The organism is Streptomyces sp. NPDC033270, from assembly GCF_055576575.1.
In genome coordinates, this window is record NZ_JBVIRA010000047.1 from 1 (window position 1) to 21,794 (window position 21,794).

General features: G+C 69.7%; 11 protein-coding genes and 1 pseudogene. 8 read left to right on the forward strand and 4 right to left on the reverse strand.

The window, feature by feature from the left end:
• Positions 1–697: 697 nt before the first annotated feature.
• The 7 genes from ACZ5XZ_RS37605 (at position 698) to ACZ5XZ_RS37635 (ending at position 7,076) form a co-directional block, all read left to right on the forward strand.
• Positions 698–919: a hypothetical protein gene (locus ACZ5XZ_RS37605; RefSeq protein WP_468986729.1), complete on the forward strand. Its 222-nt coding sequence runs from the start codon at positions 698–700 to the stop codon at positions 917–919.
• Positions 920–1,348: 429 nt separating this feature from the next.
• A complete protein-coding gene (locus ACZ5XZ_RS37610; protein WP_468986731.1) occupies positions 1,349–1,576 on the forward strand; it encodes a ferredoxin in 228 nt (75 codons plus the stop codon).
• On the forward strand, positions 1,573–2,964 hold the full coding sequence (locus tag ACZ5XZ_RS37615; RefSeq protein WP_468986734.1) for an NAD(P)/FAD-dependent oxidoreductase: 1,392 nt from the start codon (positions 1,573–1,575) through the stop codon (positions 2,962–2,964). Before ACZ5XZ_RS37610 ends, ACZ5XZ_RS37615 begins: the two co-directional genes overlap by 4 nt.
• A gap of 13 nt (positions 2,965–2,977) precedes the next feature.
• Positions 2,978–4,192: a cytochrome P450 gene (locus ACZ5XZ_RS37620; protein WP_468986736.1), complete on the forward strand. Its 1,215-nt coding sequence runs from the start codon at positions 2,978–2,980 to the stop codon at positions 4,190–4,192.
• A gap of 637 nt (positions 4,193–4,829) precedes the next feature.
• On the forward strand, positions 4,830–5,420 hold the full coding sequence (locus tag ACZ5XZ_RS37625) for a hypothetical protein (protein WP_468986738.1): 591 nt from the start codon (positions 4,830–4,832) through the stop codon (positions 5,418–5,420).
• A 347-nt stretch (positions 5,421–5,767) separates the two neighbouring features.
• Positions 5,768–6,592: a class I SAM-dependent methyltransferase gene (locus ACZ5XZ_RS37630; protein WP_468986740.1), complete on the forward strand. Its 825-nt coding sequence runs from the start codon at positions 5,768–5,770 to the stop codon at positions 6,590–6,592.
• A 346-nt stretch (positions 6,593–6,938) separates the two neighbouring features.
• Positions 6,939–7,076 carry a hypothetical protein gene (locus tag ACZ5XZ_RS37635; protein ID WP_468986741.1) on the forward strand — a complete coding sequence of 46 codons (138 nt, stop codon included), beginning with the start codon at positions 6,939–6,941 and terminating at the stop codon, positions 7,074–7,076.
• A 41-nt stretch (positions 7,077–7,117) separates the two neighbouring features.
• Here the strand turns inward: ACZ5XZ_RS37635 and ACZ5XZ_RS37640 are convergent, their stop codons facing one another.
• A complete protein-coding gene (locus ACZ5XZ_RS37640) occupies positions 7,118–7,765 on the reverse strand; it encodes a DUF2238 domain-containing protein (RefSeq protein ID WP_468986743.1) in 648 nt (215 codons plus the stop codon).
• A gap of 457 nt (positions 7,766–8,222) precedes the next feature.
• Here ACZ5XZ_RS37640 and ACZ5XZ_RS37645 point away from each other — a divergent pair.
• Positions 8,223–8,378 (forward strand): annotated as a pseudogene (locus tag ACZ5XZ_RS37645) (TetR family transcriptional regulator); the annotation flags it as partial.
• Here the strand turns inward: ACZ5XZ_RS37645 and ACZ5XZ_RS37650 are convergent.
• The 3 genes from ACZ5XZ_RS37650 to ACZ5XZ_RS37660 form a co-directional block, all read right to left on the reverse strand.
• Positions 8,360–9,154, reverse strand: coding sequence for a M23 family metallopeptidase (locus ACZ5XZ_RS37650; RefSeq protein WP_468986745.1), 795 nt, complete (start codon positions 9,152–9,154; stop codon positions 8,360–8,362). The pseudogene ACZ5XZ_RS37645 and the gene ACZ5XZ_RS37650 sit on opposite strands and share 19 nt — an antisense overlap.
• 615 nt (positions 9,155–9,769) lie before the next feature.
• Positions 9,770–11,479 (reverse strand): VanW family protein, encoded by a 1,710-nt coding sequence (locus ACZ5XZ_RS37655; RefSeq protein ID WP_468986747.1) that lies wholly within the window; start codon positions 11,477–11,479, stop codon positions 9,770–9,772.
• Between the two features lie 395 nt (positions 11,480–11,874).
• Complete coding sequence (locus ACZ5XZ_RS37660; protein WP_468986750.1) at positions 11,875–21,717, reverse strand: Tc toxin subunit A-related protein; 9,843 nt, start codon at positions 21,715–21,717, stop codon at positions 11,875–11,877.
• Positions 21,718–21,794: the final 77 nt, after the last annotated feature.

The window sequence follows — 21,794 nt, forward strand, 5'->3', positions numbered from 1 at the left end:
CGATAGCTCCGCTATCGAGACGCTCCGGCGCCTTGCGATGCACCGCACCAGACGCCGCGGCCTTTCCGACCCTGACCCATCGGACAGGCCCTAGGCGGTTTCGCTTGGATCAGTTCCGATGCCCGTCGTCGGCCTGGTCTTCCCTCGCACCGCCGGACAGGCCGGTGACGCGCGCGCCTTCACGGACGTGACGGCCCGACTGCGCGTCCCCACATGTTCCACGCTTCGGCTGCGTGTGAAGCCTCAGCGCCCTCATACGCGATCACCTTCGCTACCTGGGCCGTGGCTTTGCGCAGCTTTCCGGAGCAGATGAGGTCGTACGCCTGACGCAGCCCGGGACGAGCTGCCCCATGGGCTCGCCCTTGCGGACGCGGGGCTGGCTGACGTACCAGCCGGTCGAGGTCGTAGAAGATCACGCCGTCGCTGGGAACGGAGTCCGCCACCAACCACCTCGGCCACTTCGCTCTTGCCGCCGGCCGGCACGACGCGCTCACGGCCGACGCCGCCGCCCGCATCGTCGCCGTCAGCTCCAGCGGTCACCAGCTGTCCCCGATCGTCTGGGACGACGTCAACTTCGCCTGCCGCCCCTACGACCCGTGGCTTGGCTACGGCCAGGCCAGTCCAAGACCGCCGAGGTCCTGTTCGCGGTGGGGTCACCCGCCGCTGGGCCGACGGCCACATCACCCCCAACGCCGTGATGCCCGGCGCCATCTGCACCAACCTCCAGCGGCACACGGAGGGCGGTCGCGGCAGCGGCAGCGTCCCGGCCGAGTTCATCAAGACGGTCGAGCAGGGCGCCGCCACATCCGTCTTCGCTGCCACCTCGCCCCTGCTGGAAGGCATCGGCGGACGCTACTTCGTCGACTGCAACGAGACCGACGTCCTGGACCGCCGAGGCGCCCCCCCCCCGCAGGCGTAGCCCGCTACGCCGTCGACCCGGCGGGCGCCCGGCGCCTGTGGGCCCTCTCGGAAAGCTGCTCGCGAACACCGACTGAACCGCCCGGCGCCCGGGCTGCTACGCCCTCGAAAGCGGGGCAGGGCATCCCTCTTCCCAGAGTGCGGGTGATGTGCGCGCGGGATAGCCTTTTGACAAGAGGGTCACGTTCTCAAGGCGGTTTTGCCGACGCCGGCCGCCTTGGTCGCGGTGATGAATCGCAGTGATCAATTCTTTCTGTGGAGACCCGACGAGCGCGGTGCGTCGCCTCGCACTTTTCGCACTTCTCGCAGTTCTCGCACTTCGCAGGGGTTGGCGACGGCTGCTTTTCTTCTCTGCGCCTGTCTCGCGTTGTGGGCGCTGCAGTGGCACCGGCTTGAGGGTCCGCAGCTTGCAGTCCCCGTGGAGGCCGGGATGAGAGTTGTCGTTGATCTTTCCCGATGCGAAGGCTATGCGCAGTGCGCGTTCCTGGCTCCCGACGCATTCCGGATGCACGGCGAGGAAGCGCTGATGTACGACCCGAACCCCGACGACGCCCAGAGCGACCAAGTGCTGCGCGCCGCGGCGGCCTGCCCGGTCCAGGCGATTCTGGTCGACCGGTTGGAGGGACGCGACGCACCGGCGGAGGCGTCCTCGTCATGACCAGCGCCGACAACCTGCGAGCGTTCAAGCGCGAGGGCCGCATCGTGGTCGTCGGCGCGTCACTGGCGGGACTGCGGGCCGCGGAGACTCTGCGCGACGAGGGTTTCACCGGATCGTTGACGATGATCGGTGACGAGTTGGGCGAGCCCTACGACCGGCCTCCCCTGTCCAAGCAGGTGCTGACGGGGTGGGTGCCGGCCGACGGCACCACGCTGCCGCGACGTCGTGACATCGATGCGGAGTGGCTGCTCGGCGTGCCCGCCAGCGGGCTGGACCTGGCGACCAACCACGTGCGGCTCGCCGACGGACGGGAGGTCCCCTTCGACCGGGTGTTGATCTCTACCGGGGTACGGGCCCGGCCCTGGTTCGTCGAGGCCGAGGCGGCCCTGGACGGGGTGTTCGTCGTCCGGACGCGAGAGCACGCCGAGGGCCTGCAGCGCGCCCTCGCCGCCGGGCCCTCCCGCGTGCTGGTCATCGGCGCGGGATTCACCGGCTCCGAGATCGCCTCCATCTGCCGCGAGCGGGACATCCCGGTGACCGTCGCCGAACTCGCGCCGGCCCCGCTGGTCGGGGCGCTCGGCGCCATGGTCGGTGAGATCGCGGCGGACATGCAGCGCGCGCACGGGGTCGACCTGCGGTGCGGTGTCAAGGTCACCCAGCTGGAGGGCGACGCGCAGGGGCACTTCCGCCGGGCTCACTTCGACGACGGAACCACCCTCGACGCCGACGTGGCCGTGGTGGCACTCGGAGGCATCCGCAACACCGAGTGGCTGCGGGACTCGGGACTGGCGGCAGGTGTCTGGGGCATCGCCTGCGACACGGGCTGCCGCGCCCTCGACCTCAACGGCCTGATCACCGACGACATCTTCGTCGCCGGTGACGTGGCACGCTGCCCCAACCCGATCTACGAGTACCGGCTCATCTCGCTGGAGCACTGGGCCAACGCCGTGGAGCAGGCCGAGGTCGCGGCGCACAACATGGTCAGCGCCCAGGCGGACCGCTGGCCCCACCTGTCCATTCCCGTGTTCTGGTCGATCCAGTTCGGCGTCAACATCAAGTCCGTCGGCGTGCCGACCTTCGCCGACGAGGTGGTCGTCTCCCAAGGATCGGTCGCCGACCACCGTTTCGTCGCCGCGTACGGCTACCGGGGCCGCGTCACCGCGGCGGTCAGCTTCAACAACGCGAAGTGGCTGAACCACTACCGGCAGCTGATCGAGACGGCCGCACCCTTCCCACCGCCCTGCCCCACGCCGGACCAGCCCGCCGACATGAAACCGGTGCCCGTCGACTTCCCGGGCCCCACCCTGCTCGCCCAGGGAGCCACGGTGGTCGTCACCGGACACGACCCGGGTGAGCGGCGCGTCACATCGGCCCAGCAGCACCGGTAGGAGGGAGAGCGCGATGACCACGACCGACACGGTGCGCCGGATCCTCGACTACTCCTCCCGGGCCGACCCGTACCCGCTGTACGCCGAGCTGCGCCAGACACCGGTGGCCCTCCAGGACGACGGCAGCTATGTCATCAGCACCTATCGCGAACTCACGGACATCCTGCACAACCCGCACCTGAGCTCCGACGTCCGCAATCTGTCGCACCCGATGGAGGCATTCGAGAGATCCGGCCCGCCGGCGTTCATCAACCTCGACCCGCCCGAGCACGACCGCCTGCGGCGCATGGCGATGCGCCACTTCGGCCCCCCGGACACCCCGGGGCTGGTGGCCGGCCTGGAACCCGACCTGACCGCCACCGTCGGCAGCCTGATCGACGACTTCGCGGGCAAAGAGCAGATCGACATCGTCGACGACTTCGCCTACCCGTTCCCCGTCACCGTGATCTGCCACCTGCTCGGCGTGCCACGCGAGGACGAACCGAGGTTCCACCTGTGGGTGAACGCCGTCATCGAGTCGATCGACTACAACCCCAAGACCGACCCGAAGGAGAAACTGACGAACGGCCGGCAGGCCACCAAGGACCTGCGCGAGTACCTCGGCGGGCTGGTGGAGCAACGCCACGGCCGCCCGGGCGACGACCTGCTGTCACGGCTGGCCAACGACGACGGGCCCGACGGGCGGATGGCCGACGACGAAATCGTCGCCACCGCCAACCTGCTGCTGATCGCCGGCCACGAGACCACCGTCAACCTCATCACCAACGGCATGCTGACACTGCTGCGCCACCCGGAGGTGCTGCAGCGACTGCGCGACGAACCGGGCCTGGTCGTCCCGCTGGTCGAAGAACTGCTGCGCTACGAGCCTCCCGTGCACATCATTCCGTGGCGGGCGGCGTACAGCGACATCAGCGTCGCCGACACCGTCATCCCCAAGGGCTCGCGGATCATGCTCATGCTGGCCTCTGGCAGCCGCGATCCGAACCGCTTCCGCGAGCCCGACAGCTTCGACCCCGATCGGCGGGACAACCAGCACCTCGGCTTCGGCAGCGGCATCCACCTGTGCTTCGGTGGCCCAATGGCCCGTCGGGAAACCCAGATCGCGCTGACCGAGCTGGTACGCCGCCTCGACCGACCCAGGCTGGTCGCCGACCCACCGCCGTACCGGCGCAGCCCCGTTCTTCGCGGTCCGATCCATCTGCACATTCAGCAGAGCGACGGACAGTGAGCGCGACAGCCGAGGGCACCAGCAGCAGACGTCAGCGCCTGACTCACCCGAGTGCCTGTGACCGCTGATCACAGGCTTCACCGTCGGAGCTGATCGCAGGCCCCACCGCCGGAGAAGCGCCTGTCTGCATCTGGCGATCAGTGCCGTCGGCGGGATCGCCGCCGGCTCCGATACCGGGCACCTTCCGCCGAACTCAGGGGCTTGGTGGTGCCGCGGACCCGCTGTACGATCCGCGGCCGCCGCGTGGATACTGATCATGCGCATTGACTTCGATCCGGCTGAGATGTCCCGCAACGAGTCCTACAAGCTCCTGACCGCGGTGGTCGTGGGTCGCGGCCCATCGCCTGGATCTCGACGATCGGCTGACGATGTAGGGGTGAACCCCGCAACCATCCGTCGGCAACGAGTTCGACTGGTGCCCTAATTTGGTTGGGACGGACTCCTCGGTTGCCTGGGGAAGCCAGGGCCTTGGCCGACTTTGTCCGACGAGAGCAGCTCCGGAAGTAACCGCGCGTCGCTACTGGGACAGCAGGGCGGAAGCAGGATGGGCCGATGCAGGACGGAAGGAAGCAGGATGGAAAGAAAACGCGCTGCCCAGGCGAAAGGGTATGTGGCGCCGATGCGACGGATCTGGCGGATGCGCGCCTACGGCAGGCGGTTGTTACCCGTCACAGGACTGTCGGCCCTTTCCCTGATGGCCACGTGCCTGGTCATGGCCCAGGCTCAGTCCTCGGCCGTGAGCGGTTATTCCCCGGGACCGGTGGCGCATCCGGCCCGTGGGCCGGTGTCGGTCACGCCCGCGACTGCGAACATCAGGATCAGCGAGGGGCAGGTCGGTGAGATCGGGCCCGGTGGGTCCATCACCTACCCGAGTGTGACCAGCTGTCTGACGGTGACCGTCCGCCTCCAGGACGGTGGAAAAGTGGGAGCGCACGCCAGCTTGTTTCAGGTGCCGGGGGAGTACCGGTCGGATCGGATCCTCGCCGCGGTCAAGCAGCGCATCGGGGCGCGAGCGGTACGCGCCGTGGAGGTCAGGGGTGCCGTCGGTGCCTGGCACCCGAGTTACTTCACCAAGGCGATCGAGAGTTACGCGGAGGGCGAGCAAGTGCCCGTACCCTCTGGGCCCGACCCGGACGGCTTGGCCATGGCGGTGGCGGACGAACTTGGGATGCCGCGGGACAAGGTGACGGTCGAGGACCTTCCCGACGGCGACCAGACGGTGGGCTGAGCAGAGCGACCGTCGCCTGCGGTCGAGGGCGGACGCGGGTGTTCCAGGGGGCGCGAGCTGCGTCGTGGACGGAGGTGTCCGGGTGCAGCCGCCGCCTGGCGCTGGGTAGGTCGGGAGTACTTCCCCGCGCTGGAACGGGCCCTCGACTGTGCCGTCGCCGTCTTTCGAGGTGCACTCGTCCTTGCTGACCAGCTATCAGGCGCCGTCCGGCCTGGGCTGGTTGGCCTCGTGCTCGGCGGCCAGCTGCGGCTCCCGCATGTCGAACCCTCCAAAGGCAAGGATCAGCTGTTTTTGAAGATCGACTACCCGTCCCACCGCAATGGCACTGATGCGGGGATCGTGGTGGTATGGCTGAGATGAATGAGCAGCAGTTCGACGTGTGGGCGGCCGGGGCCGCCTATGACCGGTACATGGGGCGGTGGAGTCGGCTCGCGGCGGAGGAGTTCGCGACGTGGCTCAGCTGTGCCGACAATCTGCGGTGGCTCGACGTGGGATGTGGCACTGGCGTGCTGTCGGCAGCGGTGATCGCCCGTTGTCGGCCCCGAATGGTGGTGGGAATCGACCGGTCCGAGGGGTTCGTGGGCTCAGCCAGGGTCGCCTCTCCCGTCTCGACGCACGTCATCGTGGCGGACGCGATGTCACTTCCCGTACGCGACGAAGCGTTGGACGTCGCCGTCAGCGGTCTGACACTGAACTTCCTTCCTGATCCCACCGCGGCAGTGTTCGAGATGGCGCGGGTTGTCCGACCGGGCGGCCTGGTTGCAGCGTATGTGTGGGACTACGCCGAAGGTATGAGCTTCCTGCGCCGGTTCTGGGACGCTGCCATCGAGGTGGCCCCGTCCGCAGCCGCGCTGGACGAGGGTCGTCGGTTCTCGGTATGCCGTCCGGAACGGTTGCACAAGGTGTGGGCTGACGCCGGACTCGTCGACGTGTCCACCGCCCCCATCGAGGTGCCCACCGTCTTCGCCGACTTCGCCGACCTGTGGGAGCCCTTCCTGGCGGGGCAGGGCCCCGCACCCGGCTATGTGGCCTCCCTTGCCCCAGTCGACCGGGACCGGCTACGTGACGCGCTCGGTGCGACTGTTGCCAGGAGGCCGGACGGTGCCATTGCGCTCAGCGCCCGGGCCTGGGCTGTGGCCGGCCGGAGGCCAGTCCGCGCAGAGGTGAGCTGAGGGCCGTTCACACGACTCTCGGGAACGTGGATGACCTGCCCGTGCCTCAGCCTCTGCCTCTGTCAACCGGTGACGGCTGGGTTGTGCAGGCGAGCGATACCGAGCATGGCGAGGTGAACGCAAACTCACCATGCGGGCATGGTCCGCAGCGTCAACGCACCTGACCGCGTTGACTGTTGTCACCGATGCGGGGTGCGGGTGGCTCCGATGACCGCCGTCGCCACGGCGGCGACTCCGAGCCATTGCAGGGGGCAGGAGGTGCTGGCCCAGGAGCAGCAGTCCGACGACCGCTCAGTGTGGTGGCCGCACCCAGCGGGATGCGGTCCACCGCCTCGTAATAGCTGAGATGGTGAACGGCCAGCAGCGTCCCGGCGCCGAGCGCCACACCGAGGGTGTGCCGATCCCACCGGAGGCCGGGCCGCCACAAGGCAACCAGAGCGGGGCGGAGGAGGCGGGATCGCCGTGGATCAGCAGCGGGGAGTAGCCCGACTCGTTGAAGGGCATGAACCGGGACCGGTCCTCGGGTCAGCCGGCCAGTCGAGCCAGCTGCCGGTCGTGCCACCTGCTGAGCAAAAGGAGCGCGACCGTGGCGCCGATCAGTGCGCAGAACATGTCCCACTGGGTGTCCCATACATCGCCCTGCGTGGCGAGGAAGTCGTCCGCCGCCTGACCGCCGACGACCGCCGCCGCCCACTCGAACATCTCGAAGACCGCGCTGAAGGCCAGGCAGCCACAGATCGTGAGCGGCGCCAGCCAACGGCTACCGCGAAGAGGTGAGGTCCGGCTCAGCAACTCGCGTACCAAGATGGCCGGCACGAAGCCCTGCATCAGGTGTCCGAACCGGTCGTACGGATTCCGAGCCAGCCTCAGCGCGTCCTGCAGCCACCCGCCCAACGGCACTCGGGCATAGGTGTAGTGCCCGCCCATCACCAGCACCAGTGCGTGCACGGCGAGCAGACAGCACAGCAGACCCGTCAGCGGGAAACGCCGCCAGACCAGAACGGCCAGAGGCAGTCCGATCAGTACCCAGACCACTTCCAGCAGCCAGGTCATCCGGTCGTACGGCGCCCACGCGGAGAGGGCGACCCCCACGACGACCACGGCGGCGCAGGCGCGGGGAAGCACGGACGACGCAGGGGGCGTGTGCGCCGTACGGCCTACGATCACGGGCATCGGGGTACTCCTTCCACTCGGTCACCCCATCGTGGCGGCCCGGGCCCCCGACAGCCTGAGTACGGCTACTCAGACGACTCAGGCTTCGTCGTCGCTGCTTCCGCGCATGAGCAGCACGCCTGGTCCTCATCATCCACGCTGGTTCAATGCTTCTTCGCCTCGGTCACCGCACAGTTTGAGCTGCACGTACTGGGAGCCGTGGCTGCCGTACGCCGAACTTGGGCCAGAAGGGGTCTACGTCGGCACGGTGACCATCGCGTCGGGCATCGCCCCCGGTGGTGGTGAGGCCGCCCCCGACGCCATCGGGAACCGGTACTACATAGGCGCCCCAGTCTCAGGCGGTGGTTCGCTGCCATTTGACGGCGACGGTGATGTCGATGCCGAGGGTGCGGGCGAGGACCGCGGCGGGCAGTTGGGTGGCGAGCTGGAACAGCGCGGTCGGCCCGCCGGCATGCTCATGCACCTGGGCCTGTTCGCGATGCAGAACGGCGAAGGCGACCCCGAGGAGAAGCGCAAGGCCATCCTCGAGGTCGCCACGGAACTGGTCACGGCGGCGAACCCGCCGAACCGCCTGCCAGTTCGGCCGGACTCAGCTCAGACGGAAGCGCCGTGAGCCCGCAGGAATCCGGTCGGCTCGATGCCCGTCCCGTAGTCGGGACCGGTACGGACCTCGAAGTGCAGGTGGGGACCGGTGGAGTTACCGGTGCTGCCGACCAGGCCGATCCTGTGGTCGGCGGAGACGTTCTGGCCGACCTGGACCTGGACCGATGACAGGTGCGCGTACTGGGTGTACGTGCCGTTGTCGTGCTTGATCACGATGGCGTTGCCGTATGCGGGCCCGTCGCTGTTGAGGCCGGCCTTGACGACGGTGCCGCCGTGCGCCGCCTTGACCGGGGTGCCGCTCGATGTGACGAAGTCCTGACCGCTGTGGCTGCTCGACCACATGTTGCCCGCCAGACCGAAGGTCGAGCCGAGGGTGTACGTGTCGAGCGGCTTGACCCAGGCGTTTGCCTTCTTGGCGGCGGCGGCGGCGGCCTGCCTGGCCTTGGCCGCCTTGATCGCGGCCTGCTTGATCGCGGCCTGCTTGGTCTTGGCCGCCTGTGCCGCCTTGGCTGCCCGTGCCTTGGCTGCTGCCTGCGCGGCCTTCGCCTTGGCCGCCTTCGCTGCCTGCGCCGCCTTGGCCTCGGCGGCGGCGGCCTTGACCTGGGCGTCGGCCTGCGCGGAGACGGTGCTGGCGACGTTCGAGGTGAGGTTCAGCAGAGCACCGTCGGCGGCGGAGGCGATACCTGCGCCGAGTGCGGCGGTCACACCGAGACCGGCGGCGATGACGGCGACGCGGTTACGCGCGACGGACTTCTTCGAATTGCGTATGGCGGTGCACTTGGGCATGCGGGTCCAGCCTCCGGGACGTGATGGGATTCCCGGCTGCGGACCGGGATCGCGTTCCTTGGTAACCCGCCCGAACGATCCCGCCAAGGGGCCTTTCTACTAACCCGGACCGTATTCGTGACCGCGGAAATCGGCTTCCAGCGGCACCGCTGGCCGTTTGAGCGAAACGGCCTGAATTAGTTCATTTCGGGCGTCGGTGGTGATCGGGTATCTGTGCTGAACTGGCCCTTTACCCGCGCATTGCCTGGCTGGTTCAGTCACCGCCTGGTTCACCGCGCACCTCCGCCGCCGTAGCCCTGGAAACCCCCGCTCCCTCGCCTGTCCCTTCCGCTAATGCCTTTAGTAGATCCTGAATGCTCTGTGCGGCATATCACTTCGAGGGAAGGTTCGACGCTTTTTCTGTGTGACGCGGGTTACTGGATTATCTGTGATGCGGACAACTCGATGTCCATCCGGATTCCCGTTCGCGGCCCACGCGAACGTCGATTTCAGTGGCCCCCGCCACATATTTCCCGCCCCTCTTGCCCTCGCCGACGTACCGGCCGCGGAGAGAGCTGAGCAGACGGTGCCGGTGCTCGGCGCCGCCGCGGCGGAGGCGCGGGGCTTCCGTGGTGCTTATTGTCCGTCGCAGGTCACCCGATCCCGCGGGTTGTAGTGCGTGCGGTACGGCTCCCGTTTCACTTCCTCGCCGTCCTTGTGGAAGACCCGGTCCACCGTGACGTCGAAGCCTTCGAGCGGGGTCTGCGGCTCGCATGTCTTCTTGGCCCCCGGCTTCTCGGCCGGCTGCTTGACATGGGTGCGCGGCCCCGTGATCGCCGTCACCTCGTCGTACTTCTTGGTGCCGAGGAAGGTGACGGTCACGGAGGTGTCGGTGGCCTTGGCCTGGAGGTAGATGGCCTTCCCGGAGTCGTTCTTGAACCGGAGGTCGAGGCTGCCCCAGACGACCGTCGCTTCGCGGCCCTCCGGATAGCGCTCGATGTAGAAGGAGTGGGCGCCGTGCTCCACGAGCTTCACCCCGGCGAAGAACGCCGCGTTGTAGACGGTGGTGGCCACGGTGGAGACACCACCGCCAGACGCCTTGGTGAACTGGTCGTTGAGGATGACGATGCCGTCGACGAAGCCGTTGGCCTTGGTGCGCTCGCCGACGGTCCGGTTGAGGCTCCAGGTCTCGTTGGGGCGTATGAGGGAGCCATTGATGAGTTCTACGGCCCGGCCGATGTTCTTCTTGCGGTACTCGGCTGCCTCGAAGTTGACGGTGAAGGAGGACATCTTCTCCTTGAGGCCCAGCTGCGCGGCGTTCTCGCGGGTCACCTTCGGCTGGGTCTGCCGCGTGGCCACTTCGCCGGTGCGGGCGGCCGCGCCCGACCGGGTGAGCAGCGGCAGTACGACCTTGCTCAGCGCCTTGTCCGTGACCTTCAGGCCGGGCTTGCCGTCGGTGTCGACCACCACCCGCTCGCCGTCGAGCCGTAGCCTGGCGTCTTCGGCCGGGCCGGTGATCTTCGCCAGGGGGCCCGCCACCTCGGGGGCGGCCAGCAGGCCCTTGTCGTCGAGCTTCGGGGTCAGCCTGCCGGTCCCGTCCGGCTGAAGCTTCAGGTGTTCGCCCAGAACGGCCTGGCCGATCGTGAGCCGCTCAGCGCCGAAGGTGAGCGTGACCGGCGCGGACATGGCCGGGCGGGCGAACTCGCGCACCGCCCGCTGTGTCTCTGCTGCGGTGACCTTCGGCTTGCTCTCACGCGCGGGCAGGGCCGTGACCGAGCCGCTCTCGCCATGGAGGAAGGAGGTACGCAGGGTGCCGACCGCGGCGTTCACGTCGAGGGCGAATCCGCTGTGCGGCGCGACTTCCCTGACAAGGCCCTGGTCGAAGGTCACGGCACTGTCGCGGACCTTCTGGTCGAGGGTCGTCGCCAGCCTTCCGAGGGCGGCACGGGTCTTGCCCTCGTCGATACGGACCACCGGCTCGACGGCACCGCCGGAGCGGAACAGCCCGCCGATCATGGTGAACGGATCGCCGCCGGCGCGTGCCGCCCGCTCGACGGTTCGCCGTGTGTCGAAGGTGAGACCGGCCTGCCGCGGATCGACGCTGCCGCTTCGGTCGCCGACCTTCACCGCCAGTGCCTGTGGGGCGGCCGCCGACAGGTGCTTCTCCAGCTTCTGTACGGCTTCCGCACGGCTCAGGCCCCCGATGTCCACCCCGCGCACGGTCGTACCTGCGTCGATCTCACCGCCGGCAACCAACAGCGCGGCGAGATACAGGCCGCCGACACCGACAGCCAGCGCACCACCTGCCAGGGCAAGGGGCGGAGCGGAGGATATTCGGCGGCGCATGGGTCTCCCCGTGAATGGTCGGTGTGACGGCGCACCCGCTGAGGTGTGGCGTGCGGACGAAAGGCTTCCAGTTACCCATAACGGATCAATAAACGTATATGCCCCAGGTCACATCGGATGCTCCTGGGTAAGCGTGCACCTGGCTGACCTGCGGCGTTTCCTGACCGGAGCCAAGCGGGAGCCCCAAGTGAGTGACGTGAGTGATCAGCCCGATCAGCCGAAGAAGCCGTTCCGCTGGCACCGGCTCCGCCGGCACGACCAGCAGGTCTCCGCTGCTCACTAGGCCCCGGTGCATCTCCAGAGCACCTGCTGGTGCCGACACGACCGATCTCTGTAGGGCGTACGAGCCTCTGCTTCCCGCGTCGGCGCTCCCAGCCCAAACCCCACGAAGCAGGTCACGGGACCAGTTCGTAGCCGCACAGGATGTACATCCGGGTGACCGGGCCGACATCGGTGGCGAGGGTGAAGTCACCCAGCTCGCGGTCTCGGGCGCGACGCAGCGGCGCCAACGGCAGGCTCAGCTCCCCGTGGAACAGACCCGGGTATTCGGCACTGGCCACACAGGTGATGTCGTGCCCGCCGCACCCGCCGTCCTCGTCGGGGCCGAGGTCGGTCCTGAACCGCACCGTGACGTGGCCGATGTCATCACAGCCCGCGGTCTCGACGAACAGGCCGAGCCGGTTGACCCGCAGGTCCTGATCACCGGGCAGGTACGGGAAGTGCGCGCGTGTCAAGCGCAGCGGCAACCGCCTCGGGCCCGTGGCGGTGGTCAGGCGGTGCCACTCGTCGGGGAAGTCGTGCCGCACGTCGAACAACTGCAGGCCCGCGCCGGGCAGGTGGCGCCGTGCGGCGGTGCCGGCGGCCCTGCGCAGTAGGTCGCCGCCTTCCCTGGCCGTGTAGTTGAGGTGCAGGACGACATCCCCGAGCGTGTCGAAGTCGAACCGGTTGTTCTCCTGAGGAAGCTCGATCCGCCAGCGGCTCACGGCTCCGGCGAACTCGAAGGGCAGATAGCGCTCGTCGGCGAAGCGCAGCTCGAAGAGGCCTGCGTCGTTCTGGCCGCTGGATGTGGCGATCGCCTCGGTCGCGCCGTATGCGCGCACCACCCGCCGGTCGTCGCTGCCGGCCTGGTAGCCGTCGGACTCGGGGTCCGAGCAGCATCCGGCCGGTGGTTCAAAGAGCGCGGGATCGACGCGGGTGCTGCTGCCGAGCAGGGTCAACCGGGCGTGTACGCCGGTGTAGGGACCCACCACGCAGGGGATCGTCACCGTCATGCTCTTGATGCGGCGCAGGTAGTGCCCAGGGTGATCGAGGTCGAAGAGCCACTCGGGGATGTCGATCTCGGCCCAGCCGGCGTGTTGCAGATGCAGGAAGGCGAGCGGGAACTCCTGGCGCATCGAGAGGTGCCTGGTCAGCTCGTACTCGCGGCAGTTGGCGTCGAGGTAGGCCCCTTCCATCTGCCGCAGCGCCAACTGCAGTCGTTCGCCCGCCAGTAGCCCCTCGTGCAGGCCGTCCCATCCGGCCTCGGGCAGGAAGGCGCGGGCGGTGTGGCCGCGTTCGTAGTTGAAGGCGCGTTGGGCCCGACGGCCGGTGTGCATCGCCACCTCGTACAGGCCGCGATAGAGCGCGGCGGTCTCTCGCTGGAGATGCAGGTACAGCTGTGTGCCGGTGAACTTGTCCCGCAGGAAGTCGGAGACCTCGGCGCTGTTGTCGATCTGCTGCTGGTGGTTGTTCAGCTCGCGCAGCGCGACGTCACGTCGCCGGTGGGCGGCCAGGATCTGCCGTTCGATCTGCTCGATCTCGATGCCGATGACCTCGACCTGATGGTGCCATTCCCGTTCTCTGCGAGCCCAGCCGCCCTCGGTGAGGCTCAGACCCGCGCCGGTGTTGGCATTGTCGGCGATCGCCATCATGATCCGCGCCGCGGTGGAGAAGCCGGACGCGAGTTTGTTGCCGACCGGAAGCTGGTTGAACTCCAGCGGGGTGCCTGCGATGCCCGCGATGCCGATCCACATGTCCGGGCTGATCCCGATGCCCTGCGCGACGCCCTCCAGCACGTTGCCGGCGATCCGGGACGCGATCGAGACGCCGGTCAGCGCCGCGTAGCCGGTCTCGCCGGTGTTGAGCCCACCGGCGATCAGCTCCTGGTAGTACCGCAGCCGGGCGAGCGCGCCCTCCTTGGTCTTGTCCAGCGCCTGCACCTGCCAGTCGGCCTCCCGCCACTGGTTCTTCCTGATGTCCAGGGCCAGTTCCAGCAGTTGCCGCTCGTGATTGTTGCGCAGCGCGGCCAGGGCTTCGGCATCGCCCTTCTCGTAGGCCGCGAGCAGCGCCGCGCCCAGTTGGCGTACCTCCGCGCAGAGTTCGTTGGCCTTGGCCACCAGGAAGGTGAACCGGTACGGGCTGCCGCCGCACTTGCAGTCCTCCGCGCAGTCACCGGCGCACGGCTCGGCGGTCTCCTGCCACCCTTCCCGCAGCCCGGTCTCACCGAAGGCACCACGCTGGGGAAGCCGGTAGCGGTTGAGACAGTGGTGATGAAGGGCGATACGGTCCGCGGTGTCGTCGTACAGGGCGATCAGCCGCGGGTTCAGCGGCGCGGGACGGGGGACGAGGCCGCTCACCGTCATGGGCTCGCCGACATGGTCCCGGGCCGGCACCCTGGTGGGGCGCTCGCCCAGGATCCGCTGGACGGCGGCGAGGAGGACGCCTGCTTGCTGTGCGCCCTCCACGGTGTTGCGGCAGGCGTGGGCATCGGCCCACTGCACCATGGTCTCCAGGTGGGCCAGCAGCACCGCCCGGTTCCTGGCCTGTTCCTCGCAGACGGGCGAAGTCGGGCAGCACGGCACGTCCTGCCGTCGTCGGCGTCGCTGGTTGTCCGTGGCGCAGGAGGCCCAGGTGTTGTCGCGGGCCTGAGGCTGGTACGCCAGCTCGTACCACTTCAGCGCGGACTCGTACTGGCAGTGGGTGCGCAGCGCGCCCGCCACGGTCATCGCCACGCTGAACGGCGAGGGCGGCAGCAGGGGAGCCCCCGGGGCGACGTGGACGAAGTAGGGGTAGGCGGCGAGCCCGCCGGGGAAGCTCGGCGCCGGGTCCGGCGTCTCGACCAACGGAAGCGGTACGGCGTGGTCCTCGGCCAGGTCGTAGCGGAACCCCGGTGGCGTCGGGTCGGCGTGGCCGATCACCGGCGTGATCGCGCCCACCACCTCGAAGCGCAGGGAATCCGCCGTGCGTCCGGAGAACTTCAGGGTGGCCGTGTCTCCGGTGACCGCGATGCCCTGGCCGGACCGGCGCGGCGGGTCGAACTCGCCGTGCCGCACCCGGCTCCAACACAGCTGCACCACGGGTTGTGCGTCCCAGTCCAGCAGGGCGGGCAGCTTCTCCGGCCGGTGCCAGTCGGAGGTGTCGCGGTGCGCCTGGTCCGGTTGAGCGCCGACGTCCGCCTGCTGGACCTGTGCCGAGTACAGCGCGGAATCGGCGAGCCAGAAGTAGTACTCGTCGACGTGGTGCCGTTCCTCGCCGCACTGCGCGCAGCAGCCGGTGTCCTCGTCCCAGGCGTCGAATTCCGTCCCGGCGGGCGGGAGCCCGGCGGCGGCGACCCGGACGAACCGGGTGCCCAGGCGGACCGCGGCGGCCAGCCACAGCGGAAGTCCGGTGGGGTCGTCCTCGGTTCCCTGCTGGTGATCGCGCGGGTCGCGCGCAAGTCGGGGGCGGTCGTCCGCCGGGGGAGGGAGGGCGGGGGTGAGGCCGAGCACCGGCGCGAGCCAGGAATTACGGGCGGCCCGCTCGGGCGTGCCCAGCAATCCCAGACCCTCCGGGGCCGGTTGCCGCAGCTGGATTCCGGACGGTTCGCGGGCCTGGAGCAGGGTCAGCGACGGGTGCTCCGGCGGACGTTGCCCCGGCCACCATTCCAGTCCACCGGGTACCGGCACGGTCAGCGTCGACCGGCGCAGCTCGGACTCCAGGAACGCGAACGCCTCCGACTCCCGGGCGGCGCTCAGCTCGTCCCACTCGATCCAGTTCTCCCCGTAGACCTCGCGGCGCCGGCATGCCTCCCACACCCGGTAGGTCGCGAGCCGCCGCTCCCACAGCCGGACGAACTCCGGCCCCGGCGTCAGTGTGGGTTCGAGCCCGAGCCGGGCCCGCTGGACGAATGCCTGCACGGTCCCGATGGCCTCCTCGATCCGGCTCATCCGCCGGCAGATGCCCGCCTCGACATCCTGGACCAGGAGATCCGAGAGATCCCTCGGTGCGGTCGCGAAGGTGCCCGACGCCCACGGCAGCGGTACCCGGTCCATCCCGCACAGGTACGCCAGCAGGGCCGTCCTCGCCCGCTCCCGCAGGCCGTCGTTGAGTCCGCGCAGGTCCTCGTAGCGCAGCGGCTCGCCGTTCTCGAAACAGCCGTCCCGCACAAACCGGGTGAGGTTGGCGTTGCCCGAGTCGGGTTGCGCCCCGGGGGCGTCGGCGGCCCACTTCCACGGCACGGCATCGCCGATCCACCGGCACGCGAAGTGCCTGCGCAGCCGGGTCAGCCATTTCTCGCCCTGCCAGACCCGCAGCGCCCACCGCTCATCGGTGAGGTCGTCGGCGTCGAGCGCATACGGCGGCGTCGCGAAGTACGTGTGCAGCAGCGGCGAGTGCGCCAGATCGACGCCCAGATGCCGCAGCAGCTGCGCCGGGTCGTCGGGCTGCTGTTCGAGCACGTCGGCGAAGAGCAGCCAGGCCGGCCGCTCCCGGGCGGACTCGGTCTCCGCCCGCAGCAGGCAGTAGTCGAAGAGCCGTTCCCACCAGTCGAAGAGTGCCGCCTGACGGCGTGGGCTCGGCGCGGTGCGCTGATCCCCCACCGGTTGCGGTGGGTAGGGGTCGGACACCGGCAGAAGGTCGAAGTCGAACCAGGCGTGGTGCACCCCGAACGTCGAAGGTCCGGTCCTGGGGTAGGACGTGCCGGCGAAGGATTGCGGATGCGTGATCAGGTGGCCCAGTTCGGACTGCCGGTATCCGGGCACGATCGTCGCCGAGAGCGCGAACCGGCGGGCGAGCAGCGCCGCCTTCACCGCCCGCTGGTAGGTGCGGCGGATGTCGCGCAGGGTGGCGCCGTAGCGCCGTTCCAGGTACTGCGCGGCGGCCTCGCCCGAGGTGTACCGGCCCTCGGACCCCACGAGGCCGTCGCCCAGCGTGCCGTTTTTGGCGTCCCGGAACAGCCGGTCGAAGCCGATCTCCGTCAGCACACCACCGCTGTCCGGCCCGCGGTACTTCAGCTGGAATCCGGTGTGCTCCGGACAGACCTCCTCGGCCCGCTCGAAGGCCGGATCGGACTGGGCGTACTCGATCGTGATCCGGTAGGCGCCCCGGCGCAGCCGCACGCCCCGTGACGCGGCCGCCGGCGCGTCGTCGGAGGCCCAGTGGTGATCCAGCATGATCCAGGTCTTCTGGCCGCGCCCCAGGGTGACCCGCCAGCGGTGCTCGCGGGCGCGGGCGAAGTCCGGTGCGGTGTCGCCCTCGGTGGGAGCGCCGGCGTGGAAGTCGTACTCCCCGGCCTCGTCCACCAGAAGCACACCGCTCCAGCACACGGTGAAGGGACTCGCGCCACCGAGCGGCTCGGCGTCGGCCTCCCTGACGGCGAAGCCGTTGCGCACGCCGACCAAGCGGGACTGGGCCGGGCTCAGCGCCAGGTCCATCGCCGGCAGCACGGTGGGCACGGGAGCGTTGTAGTGGTCGCGCACCGGACCGAACGCGGTGGCCGGGCCGCGGGTCTCCCTCCAGGCCAACGTGCCTGCGCCGTCGCGCAGTTCGCCGAGCAGACCGGTGCCGACGAGGCCCAGCAGCGCGGCGAACGCGCCACCGCTGGGTGGTGGCGCCCAGGTCACCTCGGGGGTCTTGCCGTCATCGGCCTCCCAGGGCGTCGCCGCCACGTTCTCGTCCGCCCACAGGCTGCGCAGCACCGTGGCCGCCGCGTCCGCGTCGGCCGGGCAGCCGGTCACCGCGGCCACGTGTGCCGCCAGATGCTCGACGATCACCGTGCAGCGCGCCCGGAATCTGGCGAACTGGGCCTGGAAAAAGGCGAATCTCGCGTGCTCGTCGGGTTCGGAGACCAGGGTCTCGATGGCGAGCTCGGCGTTGTCGAAGAGTGCTGCGAACGGGGCGAGCGCGGCCCGGGGCGCGAAGTACAGGTTGCGCACGGCGACCCGCTCGGCCTCCCGCAGCGGCCGCAGATGGCTCAGCTCCTCGATCACCTCGGTGTCGGAGACCGGTAGCGAGGTCCACAGTTCCTGTGTGGCGCAGTCGTAGCCGAACGGCCCTTCCTCCGGTCGCAGCCACATCAGGGGAGAGGTGTCCGCCACCGCCAGCGGCGTACGGTACTGGCGCCCCAGCACACCGACCGGGCAGCCGCACCGCTCCAGCACGGTCGGGAAGAAGTGCTCCCCGAGCACCTGCCAGGCGTCGGGTCCGCTCTCCGCCGGGACATAGCCGAACTCGTCCCGCAGGGTCGCGGTCATCCGGGGCCACGTCCAGGCTTCGGCGTCCTCCTCGCCCACGCGCACGGCCAGCAGGGACCGCCGCAGCGCCCACAGCGTCTGCGCCTCGTCGCACCCGGTCGATCCCGCCGGCTCGGGCAGTGACAGGGGATCGTCGGCTGACTCGTTGCGGTCCTGGAGAGCGAACGGGTCGTCGCCGTCGCGGTGTTCTTCGACGGTGAACAGCCACATGATCTCGCCAACGGTGAAGTCGGAGGCGTAGATCTTGCCGAGGACCTCCACGAACCGCAGCGTGTGTGTGGGCAGCGCGTGCCAGGTGTCGCTCGCGGTGTCGGGGTCGAACCCGGCCAGCCGGGACAACACCGTCAGGTTCCCGGCGAGCGCCTTGGCGAAGCGCGGTTCCCGGTCCCCGCAGGAATAGCGGGCCCGTGCCAGATCGCCGATCCGGTCCAGCACCAGCTCGACGGCTCCGGCTGCCGGGGGCTCGGTGGCCCACAGCCCCAGCAGCGGAACTCTCCCGGCCGGCGACGCCGCATCGGCCCGGTAGGTGTCCACGAGCGAGAGACACAGCTCCGCGTGCAGGATGAGCAGCGCCGCGAGCTGGCGGCAGAAGTCCGCGTTGATCGTGGAACCGTTGAACAGCCGCAGCACCTCGCACACATCACGCAGCATCGCGAAGGTGATCCCCGGCGCCGCGCCCTCGCCCAGCCGCCGCCACAACCGGACGAAAACGATCAGCTTGCGCAGCGCGGTGCGCGGGTCCTGCTCGTCGGCGGGATCGGTGAACCTGATCCGCAGATCGTCGAGACAGCACGGCTCGCAGTCGGGAAAGTCCGGGGCCGCACCCTCCGGCACGGCGCGCTGGAACGCGACGAAGCCGCTGCGCCACAGTTCGAGGAACTCGCAGTAGCTCAGGCCGGTACGGTCCAGGAACTCGGGCACCCGCAACACAGTGCCGGTCCAGGACGATCCGCCGGCGGACTCCTTGGTGAACCCGTACACCTCGTACAGGGTCAGTCGGCCCCGCGCCTTGCGCAAAGCGATGTCGTGGGCATAGAGCAGGTCGTACTCCTCGGCGGAGATGCCCAGGTACTCGCAGGCGATCTCCAGCCGGACGGGGTAGCGCCACCGGTGGCTCTGGAACCCGGCGGGCTCGTGCGCCGGGTCCAGCACCGGCTCGGTGATCTCCTTGCGGAACCGGCGCATCGCGGCGTACCGGCTGGTCCCCAGGAAGCGCAGGTAGGACCTGTTCACGTCCAGGGGCTGGTGGTACGGCAGGGCGGGTGCGGTGAAGTCCTTGCGCAGCAGGGCGTACGCGTCGAGGTGAGCCTGGGGCAGGGCCTCGGTGGCCGGGGAGGAGTGCTCCGGCACCGCGGCGAACAGGGTCGCCGGATCGTGCGGCTGCCCCAGCGCGTGCCCGGCGAGCCGGTCCGCGGCGGTGTCGTGGACCGCGCCCTGCGCGCCGCCGCCCGCCAGCCTCTCCAGGCTCTCGTTCACCAGGTCGATCACCGGCAGGGGAGTGCCGAGGTTGGCGGCCGTCACCTGCAGATCGCCGAGCGGGCCACGGCGGTCGAGGAGCAGTTCGCCGACCGATGACACGTTGGCCGGTGTGCTGGGGTGCTCGCAGGTCGACGCGGACGAGATCCGCAGCAGGTCGTGCAGGTACTGCGGCGGGCCGAACGGTGAGAGGTGATCCGGCGGCACACAGTCGGTCAGTGTGCCGTCCGGGTTGACCGGCGCGAAGCACTCGTCCGGCGGGCCGGCCGGATCGGCGGGTCCCCCCGCGGCCTGTTGGATCTGTGCGGCGAAGGGGTGCGCGACGGTGCCGGCGAGCGCCGCGGCGAAATCGGCCGCCGGCAGCGCGGCGGGCTGCGACGTGCTGGTGAAGCCGACCGAGTACAGCGCCTCCATCAGCGAGAACCGCAGTTCGTCACCGGCCGCGAACGCGGTCAGTTCGTGCAGCGCATCGAGCACCGCGACCGCCTGCTCCAGCCACCGCTGCGCCGCGATGTCCGCGCCGAAGGTGTCGGCCAGCGCGGCCGCGAAGGCGGCCTCGTCCCGGGGTGCTCCGAAGGTGAAGGCGCCACCGCCGTGGTCGCCGTATGCCGCGACCATGCGGGCGAACACGTCCGAGGCGGACACGCCAAGCGTCGGAAGGCTGCCGGCGGTGGGCCCCTTGGCGGTCGCGGGCTTGACGGGGACGGTGAAGAACTTGCGCAGGTGCCGGACGAAGGCCTGGGCCCGCTCCGAAACCGTGCCCGGCTCGGTGAACGGCGGCAACAGCGCGGGATTGCCCCGCAGGACGGTGCGCCACTGCTCATCGGTGACCGCCACCAGCCCGGATACCGTGGTGACCGAGAGCGGCGGCTGCCCCACCGCGACCACCAGCGGCTCGTGGTTTCCGGTGACTGCTCGCAGCACCAGCTCCAGGTACGGTCCGGGCGACGCGGCCGCGGTCGGGGCCCAGAACCCCGCGTCGATGGCCTCCGTGGCCCCGGAATGCGTGCTCCACGACCGCACCATCGTGGAGACCGGCGGTGCCAGCGCGACGGTCGGCTCCGAGGTGGTGACCGAGCCCAGCGCGCGCAGTCGGCGAGCCGCGGCCTGCGGGCCGATCGCCGGTTCGGCGGGCCTGGTGAGCAGCGGCTCGGACGCGGCGACCACGCCGTTCTCGATCGCGATGCGCAGTTGCGCCAGGGACTGCGTCTCGACGCCGAAACGGGCCGCGTCGTAGCGGTGTTCGGGATCGACCGTCATCGGCAGTGTCGCGCCGAGCGCGTACAGGTACGCCGCCGGAACGGCGAACGTCGGGTCCAGTGTGGTCGAGCCGCCCTGGGGAACGAAGGTGACCGCGGCGTGCCCGGTCTCCGCGCCGGTCAGGACCGGGAAGGTGAGCCTCGCCCGGGCGGCGTCCGCGGCCAGCCGTTCGCCCTGCACGGCCGCCGAGGCGGCGAAGACGAAGGTGGCCAGCAGAGACGCCTTCGCGTCGACGGTGGCGTGATAGCCGGCCAGTTCCGCCTCGAACCGCTGCCGGTCGTTCTCCGCCCGCTGCGCGTCGAGCCCGGGGTCCACCGGCGGCTTGGTGTACATCTCGCCGAGCGGGCGCGGCAGGTCCGGGGGCGGATACACCAGCCGGTCCCAGGTCAGTTCGGCTGCCACATACCGGCTCTGCGCCGGGCTGAGCGGCGGACGCTGCCGGAGGGAGCCACCCGTGCCGGGATCCTTCGCCAGTACCTTGTCGATCTTCGCGACCAGGTCGGCGAAGTGCGGCGGGGTGCCGTCCCTGGGCAGCTCGACCTGGTCCCCTCCGGGCGACGTCGCCGGCACCGCCGCGTGGGCGCCGGCGGGCATCGCGAAGTACGCCGGCTGGAGCACCGGCAGCGTGCCCACGCTGGTGACCTTGACGTTGAAGTCCAGCTCCCCGTCACCGATGGGGACGCCGTCGCGGGTCAGCTCCAGCCGGAGGTCGTACGAGGAGCCGGTCGGGTACTCCGGATGGCCCGACGGCGGTGTCACCACGATCACCGCGGTGGCGACCGCCTCCTGGTGCCGTGTGGTCACCGGCGGCAGGCCGCCGCCGACGATGTCCAGGTAGTGCTGGATGATCGCCGTGTTGGCCACGTTCACGTCGTGCTTGGTGACATCGACGGGCGTGACGGCGAGCCCCTTCGCCGAGCCGATCTGTACGCCCTTCCTGGGCTCGGCGAAGGTCAGGTCGAAGGCCGTCACGGTCAGCTTGTCCAGGGCTGCCCGGAAATCCGTCGCGGACATGGGTTTCGTCGGGTGCAACCGAACGATGATCAACTCCGGCATATCGATCTGCGCCCTTCTGCCCTGATTCCGGCTGC

Excerpts from the sequence above, each read along its gene's own strand:
- ACZ5XZ_RS37630 (WP_468986740.1), top strand. The coding sequence starts at position 5,768 with ATGGCTGAGATGAATGAGCAGCAGTTCGACGTGTGGGCGGCCGGGGCC.
- ACZ5XZ_RS37655 (WP_468986747.1), bottom strand. The coding sequence starts at position 11,479 with ATGCGCCGCCGAATATCCTCCGCTCCGCCCCTTGCCCTGGCAGGTGGT.
- ACZ5XZ_RS37610 (WP_468986731.1), top strand. The coding sequence starts at position 1,349 with ATGAGAGTTGTCGTTGATCTTTCCCGATGCGAAGGCTATGCGCAGTGC.
- ACZ5XZ_RS37640 (WP_468986743.1), bottom strand. The coding sequence starts at position 7,765 with ATGCCCGTGATCGTAGGCCGTACGGCGCACACGCCCCCTGCGTCGTCC.
- ACZ5XZ_RS37650 (WP_468986745.1), bottom strand. The coding sequence starts at position 9,154 with ATGCCCAAGTGCACCGCCATACGCAATTCGAAGAAGTCCGTCGCGCGT.
- ACZ5XZ_RS37660 (WP_468986750.1), bottom strand. The coding sequence starts at position 21,717 with ATGTCCGCGACGGATTTCCGGGCAGCCCTGGACAAGCTGACCGTGACG.
- ACZ5XZ_RS37620 (WP_468986736.1), top strand. The coding sequence starts at position 2,978 with ATGACCACGACCGACACGGTGCGCCGGATCCTCGACTACTCCTCCCGG.
- ACZ5XZ_RS37635 (WP_468986741.1), top strand. The coding sequence starts at position 6,939 with ATGGTGAACGGCCAGCAGCGTCCCGGCGCCGAGCGCCACACCGAGGGT.
- ACZ5XZ_RS37625 (WP_468986738.1), top strand. The coding sequence starts at position 4,830 with ATGCGCGCCTACGGCAGGCGGTTGTTACCCGTCACAGGACTGTCGGCC.
- ACZ5XZ_RS37615 (WP_468986734.1), top strand. The coding sequence starts at position 1,573 with ATGACCAGCGCCGACAACCTGCGAGCGTTCAAGCGCGAGGGCCGCATC.
- ACZ5XZ_RS37605 (WP_468986729.1), top strand. The coding sequence starts at position 698 with ATGCCCGGCGCCATCTGCACCAACCTCCAGCGGCACACGGAGGGCGGT.